This window comes from Sporosarcina saromensis (assembly GCF_054901285.1).
Genome location: NZ_CM142738.1, coordinates 1,442,575 through 1,467,466, shown reverse-complemented (window position 1 = coordinate 1,467,466; position 24,892 = coordinate 1,442,575). Strand labels below are relative to the sequence as shown.

The following is a 24,892-nucleotide window of genomic DNA, read 5'->3' as shown; positions in this document are numbered from 1 at the left end:
TTTTACTGCTCCTTTCCAACCATAATGGAATAGATGATATGTGAAACCACACCATCTAGACCGATTGTTTTTTCAGCGTATTTCTTATCAAATCCTGCTACATCGCAAGAGCTATATCCTACACTATTTGCAACAAGATGAATATTTTGTGCCATCATGCCTGTTTCTACAAAAGCCAACAACATCCCAAGTTCTCCATACTTTAAATAATTCCTGTTAAGCTCGTACGAAAATAACAAGCTCATATTAGCATTCTGTGTGTCTATTGGGGCATTCTGATACAGTTCCTCAAGATTACCCGTATAGGTGATCTTTTTTAGCGCATGGGTATAAGGACGATATAAATAGATACCATTTCGCAAGCCTTCAATTGCATTCACAACACAATAGACGGAGATTGGATAGATTCCTCCTCCAGACCCATGGTAACGACGGAAGGAACGATTCCCCTCCGCATCTTTTGAATATCGATTACTAATCCCAACTGAATAGGTGAGCAGTGTAGATAATTCATCCAAATTCATTCTGTAATTGCTGAACGCTCTCGTACTTTGGCGTGATTTTAAAGCCTGGCTGAGCGATCCCCTTACGTTTTTCGGCTTAGGCAATGCAATCATGGATGAATCGTCTTCAACTTCTTCCATACTTCTATGGGCATTAATCGTATCTGCTAATCCTGTTTCATTATAAAAGTTCAAAGAACGGATATCACTAATTCCTATATTGGTCATGCCAAGTAAGTAATTAAAAGCATTCGAATCTGAATAGCCTTTTACGATATTGGCAAATAACTTCGTATTGGATAGGTTGGCAATGTTATTCCTGTCCTCATAAACAAGGCTGTGAAGATTCATCAATCCTTTATTCATCTCTTGGCACCTCCCCCACTTCGGCGACTACTCCAAATTTCCAAGAAGAAAAACAGAAGAATTCCCATGCCCATTCCGACAAGCGCCATATTAAAGTTATTCGGGACACCTCGTGCCGCAGCACCTTCAACTGGTTCAAATCTGAAATATTCCAAACCTAGGATTTTTAACGATTTATCTGTTTCGAGTTTCTGTACATCGACCTGTTGGTAACCATAAGTAATGAGAAAGTAAAAACCAACCATCGTTATAATAATGGCCAACACAAAAGAAATTGAAATGCGTTTCATATTCATAGGTTGCACCTCTTTTTTCAATGTAATAATTCCCTTGACCCTTTTCTATAGAAAGAGGGTCAAGGGCCCTGATACCCCTCTGACAAAAATTACTCATGATGAAGAATTAAGACGATGAGCTACAGCAACAAGAGCATGAACAGCTACAACTACAAGATCCTGCAGCGTAGTTCAGTGCTTGCGTCTGTTCTTCGGTGCTTAGAAAACTATGCGACTGAATCGTGCTAACTTTCACATCCACTTACCTCACCTCCTTTAAATTCACTCTCAACCTTGTACTTATCTATTTTCCTAATGATTGAAAACTATAATGGAATTTAAACGTTTTTCGGATAAGCATATAAATCACTATCCCTATAACAACTAAATAGATCAGCGTCAATCGAACAAACTCTCCTAAAAAAAGGTCAGTAGTAAACCAGATATTGATAAAATCATTCATCAAATATTTCACCGGAAAATAGTTCATCGCATTTTGGACACCTTCCGGTAACGTGTTAAATTCATTGAATCCGCCTGATAGAGCAAGTATGGAAAACATAAGCGCTAACCCAGCAACTTGTACGATTTGTACTCTTTCGGTCAGGAGTCCCAACATCACGCCTAACGACAAAGTAAATATGGCTGCAAGCAAATAGTGTGAGATGAAACTGATGATGGCCAAGCCCCCTGGTATGTTGAGCGAGAAAACAATTTTTGCAAACAAACAGACGAGTACAAACTGGATGATCGCGATCATCATGTGTACGACAACTTTTGAACCAAGGATTGCAAATGGATTGATGCCAAAAAGAAGGTACCTTTCCATCACGCCTGACTCTCTTTCAGCTGTAATTGAGACAGGAAGTGAAACCAAACATAAAGGAATTAACCCAATACCTGAAGCGATCATGATGTATTTATCAGAAAGATGATAACCGTCTCCGATTTCAATGTTTCCAACACTTCCTACTACGATAACCATCATCATAAGGGGAAATAGTATACTAAAAAATAATACGATCGGGATTCGCAGCAAAATGACCTTCAACTCAATCCCTATATAGCGTAAATACCTCATACGATCTCTCTCTCCGTCTGTTGTCGTATATACGTATAAAGCGTCTTAATATCTTTCGGTTTATACGTGAAAGGAATATTGTCATGTCGCAACTTCTCCATGACTTTTTCTTCTTCCTCCTGATTTTTTGTCATAAAGATCTTCTGGGTATCTGTTTGTACAAAACGGAGTGACAAATTCTCAAATGACACATCACGATCGATGCTGATTGCTGAGAAAAATTGATGGGTCGCACATAAATTCTCGATTGTATCGAAGGCTAGCAATTTACCATCATCTAAGATCAATAGCTTATCTGCCAATTTTTCGATTTCTTCAAAGTAATGGGATACAATTAGGAGTGTTTTCTCAGAGGTGAGTGATTGGATGAGCTTAATAATTGAATTTCGACTATCGAAGTCTAAGCCAGATGTGATTTCATCGAATATTAATAGAGCGGGATTGTGGAAAATTACTAGAAAAATCGTCAGTCTCTGTTTTTCCCCTCCAGACAAATAAGAGAGTCTTTTATCTACAAGCTTCTGTAGATTAAATCGCTGTAACCCTTCTTGAATGCGTGAATCTGCTAAAGAACAATTACACACGAGCGAAATGATCTCTTTAACTTTCATTAAATCGGAGAACTGATTGTGTTGCATTTGTATACCGACGTCTTTCGTTTGAATATGCCGATGCACGTTGCCATTGTAATGAATTAAGTTCAGAATTACTCGAACCATTGTCGTCTTCCCTGATCCGTTGCTTCCAATAATGCCGATTTTATCTCCTTTTTCAATCGAGATATCAACGTTTTTTAAATCCAAAATGGTTCTGTCTTTTTTCACCACAGATATTTGTTGTAATTCGATTAGTGGCATTCGTAAAACCTCTTTTCTTATTACTTTGACGAATCATACATGAAGAACTCTCAAGAGAAGTTAATATAAACGAAAATAACTTAAATTCTGATTATTTATAACACAATTATAGATACAAGGTATTTACGATGTCAACACTATTTTCATTAGGTAAAAAGCATTAAATCCATTACGAAATTATAACATTTCCAATCTACCAATCTTTATACCTAGCGAATTTTCCCAAAAGAATTTCAGATATTGGTCTTCGTTCGACAAGTTTTTACTCTAATTTTAAATCTCTACTATTAATTATTAACATAGCCTTCCAATACAACTGACTAAGATTGGATTTTTTAAAAAAATAGTTTAGGCGCAATTTACTATTACTAATTCACCGTTCACAGTTGAAAAAAACACAAAAAGGTTCCAGATTGCATTCAAAAACGGACACATTCCCAATACTTTTTCATTCATGCTCACATACTTAAGTAGAGTAGGAAAATCTTACACCTACACAATACATATACATTCATATGAGACTTCCAAAATACATTATTTTTATATCATCCTGAATTAACAATCAAATTGACTCAACATGATTTTTCATATATCCTAAAGTTTATTTCATAAAATATTACTGAGGGTTGGGCAAAATGAACACTCTACAATGAAGTGATACGTATCATGCTCTGACCCACAAATAATCCAGATAATTATTATGCACGCTAGTATATGTGGTGCCTCTTCTTGTTCATTGTAGAAGAGGCCTTTATTTGTAAGTTAGCTGAGGAAAGGAGGAAGAAATGCAAAAACGAAATCCGTGGGCATTGATTCCATTTGTTGTTTTTCTATTATTATTTATCGGCTCGGGAATTGTATTAAATGACTTTTATGCATTTCCTGTAACGGTTGCCATTTCAATTGCTAGTGCTGTCGCCCTCTTCATGAACCATAAAGAAACGATGACCAAAAAAATTGAAGCCTTTACGACTGGCGCTGGGAATTCGAGTGTCATGTTAATGGTCATCATTTTCTTACTAGCCGGGGCATTCTCGGAATCCGCCAAAGGAATGGGCGCGATTGAAGCAACGGTCAACTTTGCACTATCTATCTTGCCACAAAACTTATTAGTTGTTGGCCTGTTTATCATTGCTTGTTTTATCTCTTTAGCAATGGGCACTTCAGTTGGAACGATCGTTGCCCTCGCTCCAATTGGTTTAGCGATTGGGGAGCAAACAGGACTTTCAATACCCCTATTAATGGCAACTGTTATTGGTGGGGCGATGTTTGGTGATAACTTATCATTCATTTCGGATACAACGATTGCATCGGTGCGCTCACAAGGCGCCGAAATGAAAGACAAATTTAAAGTAAACTTTCTTATCGTTATGCCTGCAGCAATTGTCACTTGTGTTCTGTTAGCCTTTTTGACGCTGAATTCCTCAGCCAACGTGACACATGCGAGTTTTGAATGGTACAAGTTAATTCCTTATGTATTCGTTATTGTTTTTGCTTTAATCGGCGTCAATGTCTTTACCGTATTAGCAAGCGGAATCATCCTCGCTGGAACGATCGGCTTACTGGATGGCAGTTATGAAGTGATGACATTTATCGGTGCAATCGGTGACGGCATGAGCAATATGTTTGAGATGGCCTTTTTAGCAATGTTAATTGCCGGTATGGTTGAGGTCATTAAGCATAATGGCGGTATTGATTTTATCGTACATATTGTCACGCGTAAAATTAAGTCACAAAAGGATGCCCAATTTGCAATAGCAGGTTTAGTTGGTTTAACCGACCTTTCAACCGCCAATAATACGATAGCCATTATGATTGTTGGACCACTAGCCAAAAACATTGCCGACCAATACGCGATTGAGCCACGTAAATCAGCAAGCCTTATCGACATTTTCTCATGTGTGGTTCAAGGAATCATTCCGTACGGCGCACAATTTCTAGCCGCTGCTAGTATCGCTGGCATTTCTCCGATATTAATCATGCAATACTCCTACTACTCGCTTTTAGTCGGCGTATGCGGAGTCATCGCAATCCTAATCGGTTATCCTAGAATGAAAAATAAAACTATAAAATCGTAAACGCGCTATTTGTAGTATGTTTAATTACAATTTGAAAAGCTGTGATGAAAATCCTAAAGTCGATTGGATTTTCATTACAGCTTTTTTCATTCCACCAAATTACCTTCAACCATGCAATCTCTAGCTAGTTAACTCGGGTCAGGTATTTCAACTTTTTCTCCCCATTGTAGGAAGGTATTACTCGTCGTATCCGTTACCCCCATCATAGTAGCAGTCGAGACATAATATGCTGTCAAATAATTGCTTGTCAGCCATATTCCAACGTCTGTCAACATGACGCCATTATAATTGATAGGAGCTTCTGGAACAAGATGCCATGCAATATCGCTCACTGCATCATCTGCTGGAACGGACTCTTCTCCAACAACAATCCATGTCGGCGATGAAGCAAAATAATCCCGGAGTACGAGAGGGTTAGAAAAAACTCTAGTCAATTTAATAATTCCATTTGCTAAATTGACGTCAGGGTCAGATGAATGATCTTCTTCCTGAATCCATTTTCCATTATCTCCTTTATACCACCCTGTATTCCCTTTAATAATGACACTATTTTGTCCTTCTCTCACATTCATCGAGAAATCGGGGTCCCATAAAAAATCAACAACAGTCGGAGGTGCAGCTGAAGATTCCACTCGATGGGTTCCTGTGCCCGCAGCTAACATCGCTGCCACGATACAATCGGCTAATTTCCCACCCTCAATTACCGCATTCGATTCAAGAATAATTCCTTTGCATTCTAGCAGGGATTGCTCTTCCTGGACTTCTTCCTCTAATTCCTCTTCATTTGCCTCCTGCGGTTCTTGCTTCGACACGTCTTCTACCCCTGTTGATTGCTCATTGTCTTTAGATGAATCAGGTAGTGACGATTCCCCCGAATTTTTGCTAGATGGACTACACGCCGTGAGTAATAGTGCAAACACCAATAGCAGTGCAGCTATGATGAGCTGCATAATATTACGACTGCTCCCTAAGCGGAATACCTGATTTTTACATATAGAGTTTTTCAATCCTCTGCTCCCCTTTCCTAACCATTCGATCATATCTATTCTGTCAGTAAACATCTATTATATGAAACATCAAGAAACATTTAGACCGAGTATGTAAAATATTTTGCGTGATTAAAAAATCCGATATTTACCAAAATACGTTTTCTTGGAGATTCAAGTCACACAAACCACTTTTAAGCAATATCCCCACCATGCATGGAAAACATATAGAATTCCGATCCATCTGTTAATGTCCAGCCATCAAAGAAAGAACTCGCATGAAACAAATCTACAAAAATATTGTCAAATTGTAAGATTAGAAGTGGACATTGTTCTAATAACTGAATGTCTTTAATTGTTTTACCAACCAATAACTCTTCAATTGATTTCCACTCCTTATGATTAGATTGGATATCAGTTTCGCCTAGTAATATTCCACTTGTATCCCGAATTCTCCAAGGACATTCAATAATAATTGCACCTTTTCCCAATTGAATAATGAAGTGAACTTCTGAATCAATAGCAGTGACTTTTTCTCCAATCATATCATGAAAAGTGACATTACTTATTTTTGTATGCCATAGTCTACGTGCAAGTGTGATGATCATTTCATTTATCTTCTCTTCTGTATAGCCATGCTGCTTATCTCCATCCTGATAATTATTAATCACATTACTGATTTCCCGCCAATTCATTTGTTCCTCGAATAAGTCATGTTTGATTGTGCACCTGTATATCTCTTTCACAATCGATTTAGCATTTTTAATGGGAATTAATAGTTGTGAGTGTAAGTTCTTTAAATGATAATTTACACATTCTTTTTCAGAAGGAGCTTTTCTTTTCATTACCTTCATAGTATTTGCAAACATTTCTTCAATCTCAAAGAAATTTAAAGGCTCTCTCATACTAGCTAACTTCTTCATTTCAATTATATCCATATATATATGATTTTTTGCCCACTCTATATAGTCTGATGCTTCTACTGTGTCAGTATATTTTTTATAATACAACTCTAAAATTTCTATCTCCATCTCCCCCTTTTTTTCACTATGTTTAAGAAAAACCACCTTTATCCAATAAGGTGGTCTTCTTGATGAATCGCATTAATATTCTTTTTTTAGGTAGCCCATTATACTATTTTACCAAGAAAACCTTAACGTAATATTCCCTTTTGGTATTGATCCACACCTTGCTACCAAGGCTATTCCAACTCTATCAACGCCACACACTCCACATGACTACTTTGCGGGAACATATCCACCGGCTGCACTTCTTTCGTCCGGTAGCCCCCATCCTCCAACATGCGCAAGTCACGGGCCAAGGTTCCAGGGTTACACGATACATACACAACACGCTTCGGCTTGTACTTTAAGATTGTTTGCAACAGCTTCTCGTCGCAGCCTTTACGCGGTGGATCGACGACTAATACATCAAATCGTTTCCCTTGCTCGTACCATTTTGGAATGACGTCTTCCGATGCGCCTGCTTCGAAGTTGGCATTTGTGATTCCATTTAGTTCAGCATTTCGTTTTGCATCCTCGATTGCTTGCGGGACGATTTCAACGCCGTATACTTCTTTTGCTTGTTGAGCGAGAAATAGAGAAATGGTACCAATACCACAGTAAGCGTCAATTACCGTTTCATTGCCCGATAGCTCTGCATATTCGAGTGCTTGACGGTAGAGCACTTCCGTTTGTGCAGGGTTCACTTGGTAGAAGGAACGGGCAGAGATTTCAAATTGGATATCGCCGATCGTGTCGATGATAACCGATTTTCCGTACAAGCAAATCGTTTCGTTTCCGAAGATGACGTTAGTCTTTTCACCGTTTACATTTTGCATGATAGACGTTACTTCCGGTAGTACGCGTTTAATGACTTCTACTATTGCATCACGCTGTGGAAACTTCTTTTTGCTTGTTACGAGAACCACCATGATTTCGCCTGTCGCTTGTCCTTTTCTTACGACTAGATGGCGCAGCATTCCCCGATGTGTGCGCTCATTGTATGCGTCCACGCCGTGGATGAGCATTTCCCGTTTCAACGTAGCCATTAATTCGTCTGCTTCTTCACTTTGGATGATACAGACGTCCGTATCGACAATATGATGGGAGCGGGATCGATAAAAACCGGCAACCACTTCTCCGTTTCGTTCGCTGAAAGGAATTTGAGATTTATTGCGATAGCGCCAAGGGTCTTGCATGCCTTTTACAGGATATACAGGCACTTCAGGCAGTTTTGCAATGCGGTCCATCACATCTCGGACTTGTTTCTGCTTTTGCAGCAGTTGGCCTTCGTACGACAAGTGTTGCAGTTGGCAACCACCACATTGTTCAAACACGTGACACGGGGCATCTACTCGTTCAGGAGAAGAAGTCACCACGTTCAACAGTCGTGCAAACCCATAATTCTTCAACGTTTTGCCCACTTGTACTTCTACTTCTTCCCCAGGCAACGCACCATGTATAAAAAGTGGATAGCCTTCCACTTTCGCAACGCCTGATCCGTCATGCGTCAAATCCTCCACATACACGGTCAGACGATCATTTTGATTGACAATAAAAGACATGTTTACTTCCTCCAAATTTCGTATGTACCCAGTTTAGCATGTTTCGCGTAATCTTAACGGAAAATGTACATCTTTCTAATGAAAAAGAGCGGAGGAACTTCATGCGTCCCCCGCTACTTTTTGTACGATTATCAGTTTTGCATTCTTCACTTTTTCGTTCGACTCTTCGTCACCGCACTATCAAGGGGGGCAACGAGAAATGCAACGATAATTGCAAGTATGAGAACGACGAATGGCGCGTAGAAAATGATAAACTCGGATAAGAATTCTGCCATGTTGTTTCCTCCTTACGCGTGGTGATCTTCTTTTCCACGCACATAGTCTTTATTGAACAAAAACAGGCGTAACAGCAAGAAGAGTGATGGGATTAACAAACAAAGCCCTAGAATAAACGCTACTACGAGTGAGATTGCCATTGCCGGATTCGTGAAACTATCGTAAATCGTCAAATATGGATAGAGCAAGTATGGATAATGCGATGCCCCGTATCCGAAAAAGGCAAATGCGAATTGACCTACTAACAATGCAAACGCCCATCCGTATTGCTGTTTCTTCAATAGCAGGTATACCGTTCCAACAAACAGGATGAACGATATGAGGAACATTGGCCAGAATGTCTGGATATTTGCATAGTGGTCGGGATTATGTTTTCGAAGTTCAAAAATAATTCCGCCCGCTGTAACGATTGTTGGCAACGACCATATCAATGCATATTTCCGAAGCAGTTTCGTCGCTTCCCTGTCGCCTGCTTTGTTTGCATACCATGTCAAAAAGACCGCAGATATATAGAGTGTTGCTGCAATACTTAGTACGACAATCGACCACGTCAAGGGACTCGTGAACAGCTCCCAGTAGTCAAGCACAGGATTGCCGTTGACCATTTCGATGAAGCCGCCTTCTGAAATCGTTAAGACAATGGAGAGGGATGCGGGAATGAGTAATCCCGCAAGCCCATACATGAATGAGTAACCTTTATGTCCTCTTGCACCATACGTTTCAAACGCATAATACGAGCCACGAATGGCGAGTAAGATAACCCCGAAACTGACTGGTACTAAAAGTGTCGTCCCATAATAGAAAGCCGTTTTCGGGAAAAACCCGATAATGCCTACGAAGAAGAACACGAGAAATACATTTGTCACTTCCCACACAGGTGATAAATAACGTTGGATAACTTTCGTTAAAATCCGTTGCTTTCCAGTCATCAAACTGTAGGCGTTAAAAAAACCTGCCCCAAAGTCGATGGCACCGACGACAATATAGCCGAATAAAAACGTCCATAAAACAGAGATTCCTAAGATTTCTAAGTTCAATGTACGTCACCGCCTTTTTCGGTATGGCGATCTTCCAGCTCACGTTCTACTGGATTATTACGGAACATCCTTCTTAACACAACGATACTTCCGATACCAAGAACTAAATACAATAAAGCGAACAGGATGAGCATGAGATCCACATGCCCACTTGTCGTTGCGGCATCTTCAACCCGCATGATGTGGCGTAATATCCACGGCTGGCGACCAACTTCTGCTAGCCACCATCCTGATTCAATGGCAATGAATGACAACGGACCGCCTAAAACGATCAACCAACGGAACCACCGCGTTGTAACACTCTTCCAACCGCGTTTAATGCCGATCCAGAACCAAGCTGCCAAGAAGACCATCCACATGCCGATTAATACCATGATGTTAAATAAGTAGTGGATATATAACGGCGGGACTTCATCTTCTGGGAATTGGTCCAACCCGATCACTTCTGCTGTTGGGTTGTTATGCGCGAGTAAAGACAATCCAAATGGGACTTTAATGGCGTACTTTACTTCTCCATCATCCATGATACCTAATAATAGGAGTGGTGCATTTTCTTGTGTTTCAAAATGCCATTCGGCAGCTGCTAACTTCTCTGGTTGGTATTCCGCCAAGTATTTTCCCGAGAAGTCTCCGATCATAGCCGTTCCAATTGCAAAAATGAGACCGACTTTCATCGTAAGAAATAGTGCTTTTTTATGATAAATATGATCTGAGCCTTTTAATAGACGGAACGCTGCAATGGCAGCAAGTACGAAAGCTGCCGTCATGTAAGCTGTAATGACGACATGCGCAACTTTCGTTGGCATTGCAGGGTTGAACATCGCGATGATTGGGTTAATATTCACAAGTTCCCCATCTACAATATCAAACCCTTGTGGAGCATTCATAAATGCATTCACCATTGTAATGAATACAGCAGAGAAAGAAGCGCCAATCGCAACAGGGACTAGCAACAGTAAATGCTTCTTCTGGTTTTCAAATCGGTCCCACGTATATAAGTAAATTCCTAAGAATATCGCTTCAAAAAAGAATGCGAACGTTTCCATGAACAACGGAAGTGCGATGACATTCCCTGCAAGCTCCATAAAGTTCGGCCAGAGCAATGACAACTGCAAACCGATTGCAGTACCGGTTACAACACCGACTGCTACAGTAATGACAAAACCGCGTGCCCATCTACGTGCAAGTAGAATATAGTGCTCGTCGTTTTTTCGAATCCCGACCCACTGTGCAATCATAATCATGAGCGGTACACCCACCCCGATGGTTGCATAGAGAATGTGGAAGGAAAGCGTCAACTCCGTTAATACACGCGAATAAAATACAGCTTCTTCGTTCCCCATCTCGTCCCCTCCTCAGCTTCCAAAAATTCTTCCAAGAATCGAAACTAGCATGATGCCTGCTACAATAAATGCCAACCACATCAATCTTTTTTCATGTTTTTTATACACGAGGAATCCCTCCACATTATAAAACAGCTATCTACCTATTCATTCCCTATTTTACGCCTAAAAAACTGTGTAGGGCGGTATTTTTGTGAAGAGTTTTCGACAAGCAAATCAGCTTGACAATAATTAGAATCTTTCGTATACTAAAGAAATCATAATGGGGTGAACAAAATGAAAGTAAAGAGAAAAGTGTTAGCGTACATTACAAAGGGAGAAAACACAGAGCGTAAAATCCTTGTGTTTGAGCAAAAAGACAATCCTGACGCAGGCATTCAAGTACCTGGCGGAACGATTGAAGATAACGAGTTGCTGATCGATGCACTGTATCGTGAAATCGAAGAAGAAACAGGTATTCGACGCGACCAACTGGAGCTAAAAGGAAAAGTGAATAAGCGCAATTACTTTCCAACGCACCAGCAAGATACTGTCCATGAACGCAATATCTTTCATCTGACGTATATTGGGGATTGTGATGTAGAGTGGGATAATTGTGTAAACAGCACGGGCAAAGATAACGGAATGGTATTTCATTGTAAATGGATCCCTGTTCACGAATTACCAGCACTTGCAGCTGGTCAAGGGGACGAAATCGAGTTTATTATGTGAAATTGCAAAAACTGCATTGGATTGTTCAATCCAATGCAGTTTTTTTATCTTCATGTGCAATACGGTCTTGATCGCGAATCGCATCTATCGGAACAAACATCTCAATGTGACGATACAAGTTTTGGAAAGTGGCAGGTAATGTACCTCCATATTCTCCATCCAAATTTAACAACACTTCCTCAGAAGAAGTGATTGTTACTTTCTCTGCTTGCGAGGAGATCACTAAAGGATCATCCAAATGTTCTCCACGTAAGGCTAAACTGACGACTCTAATAAATTCTGCTATATTACACTTTTTCAGAACAAGCAATGTAAATTTCCCGTCGTTAACACTCGAGTTGGGTGCTAATTTTTCTAATCCACCGACTGAGTTCGTAAGCCCAACGAGAAATAACATAACCTCTCCTTCAAAGACGTTATCATCGTATTCGATACGAACGTTTGATGAATGGATGGAAGGGAGCATCTCAATTCCTTTTAAGTAGTATGCTAATTGACCAAGGACGGTTTTCAATCGACTCGGTACTTCATACGTCAACTCCGTCATTCTTCCGCCACCTGCGATGTTGATGAAATAACGATTATTCATCAATCCGACATCGACTGGAATCGTATCCCCTTTTAAAATAATTTCAAGGGCATCGTCAATATCTCTCGGTATGCGCAAAGCACGGGCAAAATCGTTCGTCGTCCCCGTAGGAATGAGTCCGATTTTAGGTTTCTTCTCAAACGGTGAAACCCCCGCCACCACTTCGTTTAAAGTACCGTCACCACCTGAAGCGACGATTAAGTCGAAGTTCCGTTCAACCGCCAATCTCGCTGCTTCCGTCGCATCGCCTTCTCCTGTCGTTGCATGAACGGATGTTTCATAACCCGCCTTCTCCATCTTTTCTAGCACCTCTGCAAGATGCTTCCGAAAAATTTCACGACCTGCTGTCGGATTATAAATGATACGTGCACGCTTCATCCTAATTCCCTCTCAATTCATACAAATTCTAACACGCTAAGCACAAACGTGTGCCGAAAATATCCATTTGAATTTGCAACCGATTTCTCATTTTGATTGTTGTAACACCGGCATAAACGTTTTGCGAATGTCTTCATAGACAGTCAACCATAATTCATGTTGCGTCGTATATTCTTTCATTAGTTGTTCAATAAAGGCTTGTTGTTGTTCTTCAAAATCTGGAGCATCCTTGTCTGGCAACTGGCTTTTACGTGCCAAGACGTCTTCTTGAATAGAAGCCGCACGTGGGCCCCATTTCGCTAATACATTGCCTTCATCGTCCAATAACAAGTAGATCGGAATGGAACGGCCACCGTTCGTCAAATACCGGTCTATCAAATCTGTATCTGCATCACGGTAGACGACGCGTACGTCCAATAAAGCAGCCTCTGCAATCTTACGGAGTATCGCATTGTTCATCATTGCATCGCCACACCAATCTTCGGTGATGACAAGAATTCTTGGACTTTTTTCTTTTAATAAACCGATGAACTCATCATCTTTCGGTACATCAAATTTTTCGTACACATCGAAACTATTCTCTTTATGCTTTTCCATTTGATCCATGTATGCTGTAAGTGTAATGGCTTCTTCAAAATATTGCTGCTCGGTTTTCAATCCCTCTCACACTCCCTTTTCTTTAGTGTATAGCTATTCGTAATGCGAATCAAATAGGATGCCACTAAAGAAACACAAAAAACAATCCTATACAGAGACTTATGAAAGACTCGTATAGGATTATTCAGAAATACGTTATCGCTTATTAATTTCTTCGAGAAGTATTTTATTGACAAGTGGTGGGTTTGCTTGCCCTTTTGTTGCTTTCATCACTTGTCCGACGAGGAAACCGACAGCGCGGTCCTTACCGTTTTTATAGTCTTCGATCGATTGTTCGTTGGCATCCAATATTTCCGTTACAATTGTACGAAGTGTGCCTTCATCGGATATTTGAACAAGACCTTTCGCTTTGACGATGTCAGCTGCATTGCCGCCGTTGTCAATGAGTTCTTTAAAGACTTTTTTAGCGATTTTAGAAGATATTGTTCCGTCTGCAATCAATTTAATCATGCTTGCCAGTCCTTCTGGTGTCAAAGCAGTATCATGCAATTCTTTTTGTTCTGCGTTCAAATAAGCAGACACTTCGCCCATCAACCAGTTGGAGGCTAGTTTTGCATCCGCGCCTGCAGCAACGGTCGCATCGAAGAAATCCGACATCTCTTTCGTCAATGTTAGGACGTGTGCGTCGTATTCCGGCAAGTCCAGTTCTTGTACATATCGTGCTTTTCGTGCGTCTGGTAACTCAGGAATTTCTGCACGGACACGATCCATCCACTCTTGGTCGATATGGATTTCGGAAAGATCCGGATCGTTGATGAAACGATAGTCATTCGCGCTTCCTTTAACCCGCATAAGAACAGTTTGCCCTGTCGCTTCGTCATAACGGCGTGTTTCTTGCACAATTTTACCGCCAGCTAAGAGGATTTTCTCTTGGCGCTCCACTTCATTCGCAATCCCTCTGCGTACAAAGTTGAAAGAGTTCAAGTTCTTTAATTCGGTCTTCGTGCCAAATTTCTCTTCACCGATTGGTCGTAACGATATGTTCGCATCACAACGGAGAGATCCTTCTTCCATTCGTACGTCAGAAACGCCTGTATATTGAATAATTGCTTTCAGTTTCTCCAGGAAAGCATACGCTTCTTCAGGTGAACGAATATCTGCTTCTGTAACGATTTCAATGAGTGGTGTACCTTGTCGGTTCAAATCGACAAGTGAATAGCCGTTATCAGAGTGTGTCAATTTCCCTGCATCTTCTTCAAGATGAACACGTTCAATGCGGATTTTTTTCTTTTTGCCATTCACCTCAATTTCAATCCAACCGTTTGAGCCTACTGGACGGTCGTCTTGTGAGATTTGATACGCTTTCGGGTTATCTGGGTAGAAATAGTGTTTACGGTCAAAGTTCATGACACGTGCAACTTCACAGTTCAATGCCATAGAGGCTTTCATGCCGAATTCAACAGCTCTTCTGTTCAATGTAGGCAATGTACCTGGGTAAGCTAAGTCTGTCACGTGAATGTTCATGTTTGGTGCTGCACCGAAATGCGCTGGAGCTGGTGAAAAGATTTTCGTATCCGTCTTTAACTCGACGTGGACTTCAAGTCCGACAATTGTTTCAAAGTTCATTATTCATGTCCCTCCCCAATAGATGGAGTACGTTTATGAAATTCAGTCGCTTGTTCGAATGCGTGTGCCACTCTATATAGAGTCGCTTCGTCAAAATGTTTACCGATCATTTGCAATCCGATCGGTAAGCCATCAGAGAAACCACAAGGAACGGAGATGGCAGGTAGGCCAGCTAAGTTGACTGAAACTGTTAAAATATCGTTCGTATAAAGTGTCAGCTGATCTCTGACGATACCACCGATCTCATAAGCGGTTGTAGCGCTCGTTGGGCCAACGACAATATCGTAGTTCTCATAGAGGTTCGCAAAATCTTGCGCAATCAGTGTACGTACTTTTTGTGCTTTTACGTATAATTCATCATGGTGCCCATCGCTTAACGCGTATGTACCGTAGAGAATACGTTTTTTCACTTCAGTGCCGAAACCTTCAGCACGTGAACGCAAATAGATCTCTTCCAAGTTCTTTGCATCATCAGGACGGTAGCCATAGCGAATACCATCAAATCGTGCAAGGTTTGAAGAAGCTTCAGCAGTTGCAATTGCATAGTAAGTCGGTGATGCATAACGAGCATGTGGAAGTGATACTTCTTCCCATGTTGCACCCATGGATTCAAGGACGTCAAGGGCTTGTCTAACGGATGCTTTTACGTCTTCCGCAACCCCTTCACCCATGTATTCTTTCGGAACAGCAATCCGCAACCCTTTAATATCGCCCGTTAAACCAGCTCTAAAGTCAGGTACTTCTTTAGACGACGAAGACGAATCACGGTGATCGAGTCCTGCAATTGCACTCAGCAATAGGGCATTGTCTTCTACCGTACGCGTAAGCGGTCCGATTTGATCTAAAGAAGAAGCAAATGCAACAAGACCGTTACGGGAAATTCGGCCGTATGTCGGTTTCATCCCAACAATTCCACAAAAAGCGGCCGGTTGACGAACCGATCCACCTGTATCCGTCCCTAGAGAGAATAATACTTCGCCTGCTGCTACAGCAGCTGCTGATCCACCCGACGAACCACCAGGTACACAGTCCAAGTTCCAAGGATTCCGTGTGACCTTGAATGCAGACCGTTCAGTCGTAGAACCCATCGCAAATTCATCCATGTTCAATTTACCGACACTGATCATACCAGCTTGGTTAATTTTCTCCATTACAGTTGCGTCATAGACAGGTACAAAGTTTTCGAGCATTTTGCTCGCACAAGTCGTAACTGTCCCTTTTGTAATGATGTTATCTTTAATGCCAATCGGTAAACCGAATAGAGTCCCACGGTTCTCCATTGGTTCGTTATCCAGTTTTTCTGCTCTTGTAAGTGCCTCATCTTCTGTCACTGTAAGGAAGGCTTGTACTTTGTCATCCAAGTGAGCAATTTGTTTGAATGCATCTTCGGTTACTTCTTTGACAGAAACTTCTCGGTTATGTAATAGTGCTTGAAGTTCTGTTGCCGTCTTTTTCATTAACGTCATCTTACATCCTCCTAAAGTTCCTTCTTACAGGATATTCGGAACTTTTATCATTCCGTTTTCATGCTCTTTTACACTTTTCAACATGTCATCGCGGTCCAGAATATCTTCCGGATGATCTTCACGGAGAACATTGAATAGTTGCAATGGATGTGTCATCGGTTCTATGTCAGTTGTGTCGACTTCTTGCAGTTCTTCTGCAAATTCAACTAACTCGGAAATGATTGTTGAATAGAGCTCTGTGTCTTGATCCGAGACAGCAATTCTAGCAAAATTTGCATAGTACCGCACATCATCTTGTGTAAACTTCGTCATTTTCGTTCCTCCCTATTGCAATTGTACGACTAATCATACCACCTAACAGGTATGTTGAAAAGTAACTGTTCCAGGAACAAACCGCTACGAATAAGAGGGATTGTTAAGATTTAACTCGAATGTATTTCAGTAGTTTACATCGTATTTATTCTTAACAAACCCATTATACTTCTTAACATTTATAGTCAGTAGCCATAAATATGAACAAATGGCTCCTCATCCGCTGCCTTTTTGACAATAAGCGCTTCAGGACCATTCACAGATGTAATGCTCACTTCCACATCAATATCCTTATAATAATCTTTCACTTTTGACGTCACAAATTGCGTAAAACCAATCGTTTCGCTTTTACCGAAAAACTGGATTGGAATAGTAATTGTTAGCGACTGCATCCGATTGTCTATGAAATGTCCTGTTGCAACGACGTTCACAAAACTTGGAAAGTACTTATCGATGTCCTGTTTGAAATTGTTGTACGTCGTGTTAATATCCCGGTAATTTTCAATTGAAGACGACGCTGGAAGCAAAACGTACTGTTCGTTCACTTCTTTCCATCCATTTGGTGTCGTTTTCCCTTTATCAAAAAGAGTTGTTGCAAAGTAAGAACCAGGCACAATCGAATTCCGTTTTTGTTGTTTAAATAAGCCTACGACAATCGGAATATCTTGAAACCCTTCTTTTGCCCGCATTCTTTTAACAATTTCTTCTGCAGCTTTCATGCCTTGCTGTTCAAGTTCTTTGTCCGGAATCGTCGTTTCTTTACCATTTTTGCCATAATAAACGGAGTTTAACGCGAGTCCGATTGAAATGCCTGATAACCGTAATTTTTTATCATCGGTCAACGTCAAATAGTTCTGTTCAATAATATGGGCTAAAAATATCGGCTGCTCTTCCTCCGATTCCCCTTGTGCTGCTGGTGGGTTCAGTCCTTCAGCGTTTGTTGAGCTTCTAGATAACCAAGCTCTTGTAGTATCAGTATCAATATATTGCCCTTCTTGAAAATAGTATTTTTTTGTATCAAAATGCTGTGTGGATAACCGCAAAAGGCCTTGTTCAGCTTCCTCAATATCGTATTTTGTGTAAATATTATTTACGACAAGTCCACGACTGGCACTTTTCTTAAAAGGGAGTAGCGTTGGATAATAGTCATCTTTTAATTGTGCTTCTGGAATAATGACGGTCTCTTCCACTTTTTCATCGTTTTCTTGTATGACTTCCTCTTTTTTAGGACCGATTGATGGTAAACAACCACTTAAGAAAATAGCAGTCGCCGCAACCGGTATTAGTAATAACCTTTTCATTACGAATTACTCCTTTTCACCGAGTGCATTGACAAGCTCGGTTTCGTTCCATACAGGAATACCAAGTTCTTCAGCTTTGGCCAGTTTTGAACCCGCGTCTTCTCCTGCGATGACGAGATCCGTCTTTTTGCTTACGCTCCCACTGATTTTGCCACCTAACGCTTCAATTTGCTCTTTTGCTTCATTACGCGTTAAAATGGATAATTTTCCTGTCAGGACGATTGTTTTTCCTGCAAAAGGACCTTCAGTCGGTACTTCCTGGCGGGTACGACCTTTATAAGTCATATTCACACCAAAAGTCTTTAGTTTGTCAAGGACTTCCTGGACATCTTCATTTGCGAAAAATGTAACGACGGAGTCAGCAACCTTCTCACCAACTTCATGAATTGCAATGAGTCGTTCTACGTCAGCCACAGCTAAGGCATCTATCGTACCGAATTCTTCAGACAACAAAGTAGCTGCTCTTGCGCCGACATGTCGGATTCCAAGGCCAAACAGGAGCTTTTCCATAGAATTCTCTTTCGAAGCGGCAATTGCATTTACGAGATTGGTCGCAGATTTTTCACCCATTCTTTCTAACGACAGCAGTTGCTCTTTCGTAAGAGCGTACAAATCGGCTACATCTTTCACAAGACCTGTCGTATAAAGTTGGTCCACAACACGTTCCCCAACACCTTCAATGTTCATCGCATTTCGAGAGACAAAATGGATAAGTGCTTCTTTCATTTGAGCTGGGCATTGTGGATTCACACAACGTAAAGCGACTTCTCCTTCAATTCTGACCAGATCAGAATCACATACAGGACAGTTTTCGGGCATATGATAGGGCACTTCATCTCCATTACGCTGGTCCATCACGACACTTACAACTTCAGGAATGATATCGCCTGCCTTACGGATGATGACTGTATCGCCGATGCGGATATCCTTTTCTCGGATGAGGTCTTCATTGTGCAATGAAGCTCTAGAAACAGTCGTACCGGCAACTTTTACCGGGTCTAGTAGTGCAGTGGGTGTGACAACTCCTGTACGGCCGACGCTTAACTCAATATCGCGTAGTTTCGTAAGGACTTCCTCTGCCGGGAATTTATAAGCAGTTGCCCAACGTGGACTTTTTGCTGTAAATCCCAATTGCTCCTGCTCTTCGTAGCTATCGACTTTAATGACGATTCCATCGATTTCATAGTCCAAATCCTGTCTACGATTTTGCCATGATTCAATGAAAGCGAGCACGTCTTCAATCGTTTTGCATCGTTTACTGAACGGATTCGTCTGAAAACCGAGAGAAGCTAAATAGTCCAGTGAATCTGCATGCGTATCTTGACCGTAAGCACCGCCATCGCCGCCGATTCCATATATAAATACAGACAGGTTCCGGCTTGCCGCAATTTTAGGATCCAATTGACGGAGTGAACCGGCAGCTGCATTTCGCGGATTCGCAAAAGGTTCTTCGCCGTTTTCATCCCGTCGTTCATTCAACCGCATAAATGATTTTTTCGGCATGTATGCTTCACCACGAACCTCAATGGTTACCGGTTCAGCAAGTTCTAACGGAATGGCATGAATGGTCTTTAGATTGGCTGTAATGTCCTCACCAATCGTTCCATCCCCACGTGTGGAGCCTTGTACAAATTCTCCATTTTCATATCTTAATGAAACGGCTAAGCCGTCTATTTTTAATTCACAAATATAACTGAGCGGTTGCCCATTGCCCGCTTGTACACGTCGATCGAAGTCACGGATATCCTCTTCGTTAAACACATTAGAGAGACTTAACATCGGGTACGCATGGACGACTTTACTAAATCCAGCTAAAACGTCACCGCCGACTCTTTGCGTAGGGGAATTGGGATGTATCAACTCTGGGAACTGTGCTTCAATGGCAATTAGCTCCTGCAAATGGGCATCATAAACGGAATCCGAGACAAGTGGCTCGTCCATTACGTAATAGGCATGTCCATACTTTTTCAGCAAATCGTTTAGTTCTTGCACGCGCTTTTCAGCTTCTTTTCGTTCCATTTGTTCCTCTCCCTATGCTTTTTCTATTGGAGCGAATTTGGCGAGTAGCCGCTTCACGCCGATTGGATTCGGAAAAGCGATATCCAGTTCGACATCGTCCTCTTTCCCTTTCACGCTGACGACCATACCGGTCCCCCATGTTTTGTGAACCGCTTTATCGCCAGCTTTCCATCCTAGCTTCTCTCCGCCACTCGTTTTGTAAACAGGTTTTTTGACGGCTGGACGTACTGGTGCAGATGAGCGACCAAAAACGCCCGAAGAGAATCCATATGAATTCGTAGACGCCACTTCCAAAATGTCTTCAGAGATTTCATGCAAGAAACGAGACGGGTTATTGTAACTAGTACGACCAAAAATCGTTCGATAGGCAGCACAAGTTAAAAACAATCTTTTTTCTGCGCGCGTGATCGCCACGTATGCAAGTCGACGTTCCTCTTCCATTTCTGCACTGTCACCAATTGAACGGGAATGCGGAAAAATATTCTCTTCCATACCAATGACAAAGACGACCGGGAACTCCAATCCCTTTGCAGCGTGCATGGTCATAAGGACGATTTTCTCCGTCGATTGGTTCGTCTCTTTATCCAACGAGTCAATATCCGCAATAAGCGCCAAGTCTGTTAAGAAGGCAACGAGTGAACGGTCACTATCATCCTCTTCTGCACGCTTCTCAAATGCTTCCGTTACGGATAAGAACTCATCAATATTTTCAAGACGACTTTCCGCTTCAATCGACTTTTCGCGTTCTAACATCGCACGATAACCCGTTTTTTCGAGTACTTGTTCAACCAATTCCGTAACCGGTAAATATTCCTGCATTTTAGCAAAGCCTTCGATCATGTCTCTGAACTTGACCGCTTCATTGGCCGCTTTTGCAGTAAGCCCCATGAAGTGGACTTCCTGTAGTGCGTCGAAAATGGAGCGATCGTTTTCAAGTGCAAACATTGCCATCCGCTCAAATGACGTCGCGCCAATGCTACGTTTTGGTTCATTAATAATACGTGCCAGTGCTAAATCATCGTCAGGATTGGCAATTAACCGCAAGTATGCGAGTAAGTCTTTAATTTCTTTACGATCGTAGAACTTTGTACCCCCGACGATTGTGTAATCCAAATTGGACTTCACTAAATATTCCTCAATCATCCGGGATTGAGCGTTCGTGCGATAAAGGACAGCAAACTGATCGAGCGACAAATTCTCTTCCTCTTTCAGCTCAATAATCTTTTGCACAATGTATTGTGACTCATCTTTCTCGTCGGCTGCTTTATAAACAGTGATGGCATTCCCGTCTTCGTTTTCGGTACGCAGTTTTTTATCGTATCGACTTTCGTTGTTTTGAATGACGTCATTCGCCGCTTGTAAAATCGTCTTTGTTGAACGATAGTTTTGTTCCAGCATGATAACTGTCGCATCCGTATAGTCTTTTTCAAACGAAAGGATATTACCGATATCAGCACCACGCCATCTATAAATGGATTGGTCTGAATCCCCGACAACACAAATATTACGGAACTTCGCCGCTAACATTTTAACAAGTCGGTATTGAGCGTTGTTCGTATCTTGGTACTCATCAACGTGAATGTATTGGAATTTGTTCTGATAATAGTCGAGGACATCAGGGACCCGTTCGAACAATGTGAGTGTCATCATGATGAGGTCGTCAAAGTCGAGGGATTGGTTTTGACGTAATTTCTTTGTGTACCCTTCATAGACAGTTGCAACCGTTTTTTCATAAGGGTTTTGCATATTGATTTGTGCTTTGAATTTCTCCGCATCGATACATTCGTTTTTCGCAGAACTAATCGTTCCTAGCATCGTACGTGGATCGTATTGTTTCGAATCGATGTTACGTTCTTTTAAAACATTTTTAATCGCTGTCAATTGATCTGATGAGTCTAAGATTGTGAAGTTCTTTGACATACCAATCCGATCAATATTTCTTCGTAAAATCCGGACACACATCGAGTGGAACGTTGACACCCACATGCGCTCACCCGTACCTGGTCCTAACAGGCCGTCAATCCGTTCCCGCATTTCACGTGCTGCTTTATTTGTAAAGGTGATTGCCAGAACATTAGAAGGATACACGTTTTTTTCAACAATTAAATATGCAATTCTATGTGTCAACACTCTGGTCTTCCCAGATCCTGCTCCTGCCATGATAAGCAATGGACCTTCCGTTTTTTTAACTGCTTTCGCTTGTTCCGGATTCATGCCGGCAAGTAGGTTTTCGCTTAGTTCATTCATAAGGAATTCCGCCTTTCTTAGAACGTTTGTTCTTTATTATACATGATATTCCTCATCAATGGGACATCGTTTTCACAGCTTGTACGGTCGTTAACGCCGCTTCAAAATCTTCATAGATGACATTACCTACTATTACCGTATCGGCTAGGCGTGCCATTTCCCTTGCGTCCTCAGCATTCCGAATGCCGCCACCATAGAACAGTTTCGTGTTCTCAAGCACGCGCGCAGCCGCTTTGACAATCGCTGGATCCCCAAACATCCCACTGTATTCTAAGTAAAAGACAGGTAACTTGAACAAATGCTCCGCCATGCGCGCATACGCGATGACATCCTCTTCATCAGGTACTTTATCGACACCTGTCAATTTTGCAGCTTTACAATCTATATTTACGATACAATACCCTTCAGCAATGACTTCTTCCCAATTCATCATATGACCGTATTCTTTTAACGCAGCATGATGGATTCCGTTGATCCACTCTGTCTTGGACGCATTCAACACAGTTGGAATGAAATAAAAGTCAAATCCAGGTGTCACCGAATCGACAGTCGATACTTCAAGAGCGACCGGAACCGAATAGCGACGGATTCGTGCCAGAAGATCGAGTACGTTCTCCAATGTCACGCCGTCTGACCCCCCTATGATCAAGCCGTCTGTCCCTGATTCAGCAAGCCGTTCCAACGCATTGTCTGTAATGTTTTTTGCAGGGTCCACTTTAAAGGCGTGACGCCAATTTTTTATATCCATTGTATGACCACCTATTTTGTAAAGTTATCATTTTACGTCTACATGTTGAGGTAAACTCTATCCAACAGTATACCAAAAAAACGAGCGGAAAGATTCTCCGCCCGATTTACTTCTTTTCCGTATTCTCTTCTAGTTCAGGATACAAACGGTTGAGTACCATATTGTAACCGCCAGATCCGTAATCGACACATCGTCTTACCCGAGAAATAGTCGCTGTACTTGCACCGGTTTCATTTTGAATCCGGTCATACGTCTTCTTTTGTCTCAATGCATGTGCAACTTCTAGACGCTGGGTCATCGATTGCAGCTCACTCATTGTTGCCAGATCATCGAAGAACGAATAGCATTCCTCAATATTCTTCAGTTCCAAAATCGCTTTAAATAGTTGGTCCGTTTGCTCACTACGAATTTTATCAATTTGCATATATGTTCCCCCTCTTTCTATTCGTGTCAAGGAGTATAGGAAACGGATTTCGCCAAACCAAGTGACGTTGGGATGACATGGAACCACGTCTTCCCTGGTACCAATTTTACAGGTACGCCGTCTTCCACCGGGACGATAAATCCATCAATGTTCTTCCACTCAATTTCTTTTACAGCACCCGCTTGAAAAAGCATTGCCTTGCCGCCACTTTCAATATCTACCGCTTGTCTACCCTCGTTGTCAATTGTCCGGTGGGCAGTCTCTATGACAACAACATTTGCCACTTCAACCGGTAAATTGTTTTCTTTATCGACTGTCAAGACGTCATTCACCATACGCTGATAAGTCCCGTTGTCTGGGTTGTAAGCAAACGTACTGATGAATTCTTTGTTGTTACTGAAACGGACAACAAGCATTGAGGCGATATCTTCTATTTTAGCATCCTCAAGCGATTCATGGAACGTAAACGGAGGAATCTTTGTGACAACAGCTTGCGATTTTGTCATTTCAATCGCTTTACGAACATTTTCATTACTAATATAGGAATTATGTGGCGCTTTACGCTCAACCGATCTTTTAAATAGAATGCCATCATACTGCATGCCATTCACATGATCGACATACCGTTTGTCTAATAATGCCTTCGCATCCGGGCTATACCCATGCGCAACATAAAAAGCATCCATCCCCTTAGCAAGTTCTATAAAATAATCCCTGGCACTTCGAACGGGTCCAATCGATTCTGGCAGCTCACTTTGAAAGAGTGCCAAAAACCGAGTGACATTGCCTTCCGCCACAAACTCATACACGATATCCGCTGCACTGAGACCTGATTGTGGTCTAGCTTGAGGATGATTATTAATCGTAGCGAGGACTGCACGATCGCCCACTTCAGTTTCACCTTTTACACCTGTAAACAATGTTGGAAACAGTGCTCGCTCGTCATCCATTCCCTCCTGCTCATCCTCAACTTCAATGATTTCGGGTTTTTCTTGTGTGTGGTCAACTTCTTCCGCACCCGCTTTCTCATTTTTTGAACACGCCGACAACAGCAACAACACGATCGCCAGTCCGACTAGCCATCCCCTGTTTTTCCCTTCCATCTT

Annotated in this window: 24 protein-coding genes; 2 read left to right on the top strand and 22 right to left on the bottom strand. The window is 41.6% G+C overall.

Going from position 1 to position 24,892, the window contains the following annotated elements:
* Positions 1-2: 2 nt before the first annotated feature.
* The 5 genes from ACVHUV_RS07210 to ACVHUV_RS07190 form a co-directional block, all read right to left on the bottom strand.
* Positions 3-869, bottom strand: a complete 867-nt coding sequence (locus ACVHUV_RS07210; RefSeq protein ID WP_462086581.1) for a SagB family peptide dehydrogenase — start codon at positions 867-869, stop codon at positions 3-5.
* On the bottom strand, positions 866-1,165 hold the full coding sequence (locus ACVHUV_RS07205; RefSeq protein ID WP_317946001.1) for an LlsX family protein: 300 nt from the start codon (positions 1,163-1,165) through the stop codon (positions 866-868). The genes ACVHUV_RS07210 and ACVHUV_RS07205 overlap by 4 nt, the downstream gene beginning before the upstream one ends.
* Before the next feature lie 106 nt (positions 1,166-1,271).
* On the bottom strand, positions 1,272-1,400 hold the full coding sequence (locus ACVHUV_RS07200; RefSeq protein WP_147056307.1) for a listeriolysin S family TOMM bacteriocin: 129 nt from the start codon (positions 1,398-1,400) through the stop codon (positions 1,272-1,274).
* Positions 1,401-1,448: 48 nt separating this feature from the next.
* Entirely contained in the window at positions 1,449-2,225 is a 777-nt protein-coding gene (locus tag ACVHUV_RS07195; RefSeq protein ID WP_317946003.1) for an ABC transporter permease, read from the bottom strand.
* Positions 2,222-3,082: an ATP-binding cassette domain-containing protein gene (locus ACVHUV_RS07190; protein WP_462086580.1), complete on the bottom strand. Its 861-nt coding sequence runs from the start codon at positions 3,080-3,082 to the stop codon at positions 2,222-2,224. Before ACVHUV_RS07190 ends, ACVHUV_RS07195 begins: the two co-directional genes overlap by 4 nt.
* Before the next feature lie 785 nt (positions 3,083-3,867).
* Between ACVHUV_RS07190 and ACVHUV_RS07185 the strand changes: the two genes are divergently transcribed.
* Positions 3,868-5,160 carry a Na+/H+ antiporter NhaC family protein gene (locus tag ACVHUV_RS07185; protein WP_462086579.1) on the top strand — a complete coding sequence of 431 codons (1,293 nt, stop codon included), beginning with the start codon at positions 3,868-3,870 and terminating at the stop codon, positions 5,158-5,160.
* 128 nt (positions 5,161-5,288) lie between these two features.
* On the opposite strand, the gene ACVHUV_RS07180 is transcribed toward ACVHUV_RS07185, so the two are convergent.
* From ACVHUV_RS07180 to ACVHUV_RS07155, 6 genes are all read right to left on the bottom strand, one after another.
* The gene (locus tag ACVHUV_RS07180; RefSeq protein ID WP_462086578.1) at positions 5,289-6,167 is read right to left on the bottom strand and encodes a hypothetical protein; all 879 of its coding nucleotides are present in this window, start codon (positions 6,165-6,167) and stop codon (positions 5,289-5,291) included.
* 173 nt (positions 6,168-6,340) lie between these two features.
* Positions 6,341-7,177: a hypothetical protein gene (locus tag ACVHUV_RS07175; protein WP_462086577.1), complete on the bottom strand. Its 837-nt coding sequence runs from the start codon at positions 7,175-7,177 to the stop codon at positions 6,341-6,343.
* Positions 7,178-7,347: 170 nt separating this feature from the next.
* Positions 7,348-8,712 (bottom strand): 23S rRNA (uracil(1939)-C(5))-methyltransferase RlmD, encoded by a 1,365-nt coding sequence (gene rlmD, locus ACVHUV_RS07170; RefSeq protein ID WP_462086576.1) that lies wholly within the window; start codon positions 8,710-8,712, stop codon positions 7,348-7,350.
* A gap of 146 nt (positions 8,713-8,858) precedes the next feature.
* Complete coding sequence (gene cydS / locus ACVHUV_RS07165; RefSeq protein ID WP_317946011.1) at positions 8,859-8,987, bottom strand: cytochrome bd oxidase small subunit CydS family protein; 129 nt, start codon at positions 8,985-8,987, stop codon at positions 8,859-8,861.
* A gap of 12 nt (positions 8,988-8,999) precedes the next feature.
* Positions 9,000-10,025, bottom strand: a complete 1,026-nt coding sequence (locus ACVHUV_RS07160; RefSeq protein WP_317946012.1) for a cytochrome d ubiquinol oxidase subunit II — start codon at positions 10,023-10,025, stop codon at positions 9,000-9,002.
* Complete coding sequence (locus ACVHUV_RS07155; protein ID WP_317946013.1) at positions 10,022-11,368, bottom strand: cytochrome ubiquinol oxidase subunit I; 1,347 nt, start codon at positions 11,366-11,368, stop codon at positions 10,022-10,024. The genes ACVHUV_RS07160 and ACVHUV_RS07155 overlap by 4 nt, the downstream gene beginning before the upstream one ends.
* Positions 11,369-11,644: 276 nt before the next feature.
* On the opposite strand from ACVHUV_RS07155, the gene ACVHUV_RS07150 reads away from it, so the two are divergent.
* Entirely contained in the window at positions 11,645-12,079 is a 435-nt protein-coding gene (locus ACVHUV_RS07150) for an NUDIX hydrolase (RefSeq protein WP_317946014.1), read from the top strand.
* A 25-nt stretch (positions 12,080-12,104) separates the two neighbouring features.
* Here ACVHUV_RS07150 and ACVHUV_RS07145 read toward each other — a convergent pair whose 3' ends face one another.
* From ACVHUV_RS07145 to ACVHUV_RS07095, 11 genes are all read right to left on the bottom strand, one after another.
* Entirely contained in the window at positions 12,105-13,046 is a 942-nt protein-coding gene (locus ACVHUV_RS07145) for a diacylglycerol kinase (RefSeq protein WP_462086575.1), read from the bottom strand.
* Positions 13,047-13,133: 87 nt separating this feature from the next.
* Positions 13,134-13,703: a thioredoxin family protein gene (locus tag ACVHUV_RS07140; protein ID WP_462086574.1), complete on the bottom strand. Its 570-nt coding sequence runs from the start codon at positions 13,701-13,703 to the stop codon at positions 13,134-13,136.
* Between the two features lie 135 nt (positions 13,704-13,838).
* Positions 13,839-15,269 carry an Asp-tRNA(Asn)/Glu-tRNA(Gln) amidotransferase subunit GatB gene (gene gatB / locus ACVHUV_RS07135; protein WP_317946018.1) on the bottom strand — a complete coding sequence of 477 codons (1,431 nt, stop codon included), beginning with the start codon at positions 15,267-15,269 and terminating at the stop codon, positions 13,839-13,841.
* The gene (gatA, locus tag ACVHUV_RS07130) at positions 15,269-16,735 is read right to left on the bottom strand and encodes an Asp-tRNA(Asn)/Glu-tRNA(Gln) amidotransferase subunit GatA (protein WP_371391515.1); all 1,467 of its coding nucleotides are present in this window, start codon (positions 16,733-16,735) and stop codon (positions 15,269-15,271) included. Before gatA ends, gatB begins: the two co-directional genes overlap by 1 nt.
* Before the next feature lie 24 nt (positions 16,736-16,759).
* Positions 16,760-17,047: an Asp-tRNA(Asn)/Glu-tRNA(Gln) amidotransferase subunit GatC gene (gene gatC / locus ACVHUV_RS07125; protein WP_371391516.1), complete on the bottom strand. Its 288-nt coding sequence runs from the start codon at positions 17,045-17,047 to the stop codon at positions 16,760-16,762.
* 185 nt (positions 17,048-17,232) lie between these two features.
* Positions 17,233-18,348, bottom strand: coding sequence for a CamS family sex pheromone protein (locus ACVHUV_RS07120; RefSeq protein WP_317946024.1), 1,116 nt, complete (start codon positions 18,346-18,348; stop codon positions 17,233-17,235).
* 6 nt (positions 18,349-18,354) lie between these two features.
* A complete protein-coding gene (gene ligA, locus ACVHUV_RS07115) occupies positions 18,355-20,367 on the bottom strand; it encodes an NAD-dependent DNA ligase LigA (RefSeq protein ID WP_462086573.1) in 2,013 nt (670 codons plus the stop codon).
* Positions 20,368-20,379: 12 nt separating this feature from the next.
* Positions 20,380-22,614 carry a DNA helicase PcrA gene (pcrA, locus tag ACVHUV_RS07110; protein WP_462086572.1) on the bottom strand — a complete coding sequence of 745 codons (2,235 nt, stop codon included), beginning with the start codon at positions 22,612-22,614 and terminating at the stop codon, positions 20,380-20,382.
* A 55-nt stretch (positions 22,615-22,669) separates the two neighbouring features.
* On the bottom strand, positions 22,670-23,362 hold the full coding sequence (gene pcrB / locus ACVHUV_RS07105) for a heptaprenylglyceryl phosphate synthase (protein ID WP_371391519.1): 693 nt from the start codon (positions 23,360-23,362) through the stop codon (positions 22,670-22,672).
* A 106-nt stretch (positions 23,363-23,468) separates the two neighbouring features.
* The gene (locus ACVHUV_RS07100) at positions 23,469-23,786 is read right to left on the bottom strand and encodes a YerC/YecD family TrpR-related protein (protein WP_371391520.1); all 318 of its coding nucleotides are present in this window, start codon (positions 23,784-23,786) and stop codon (positions 23,469-23,471) included.
* A 26-nt stretch (positions 23,787-23,812) separates the two neighbouring features.
* On the bottom strand, positions 23,813-24,889 hold the full coding sequence (locus tag ACVHUV_RS07095; protein WP_462086571.1) for a DUF3048 domain-containing protein: 1,077 nt from the start codon (positions 24,887-24,889) through the stop codon (positions 23,813-23,815).
* Between the last annotated feature and the right edge of the window lie 3 nt (positions 24,890-24,892).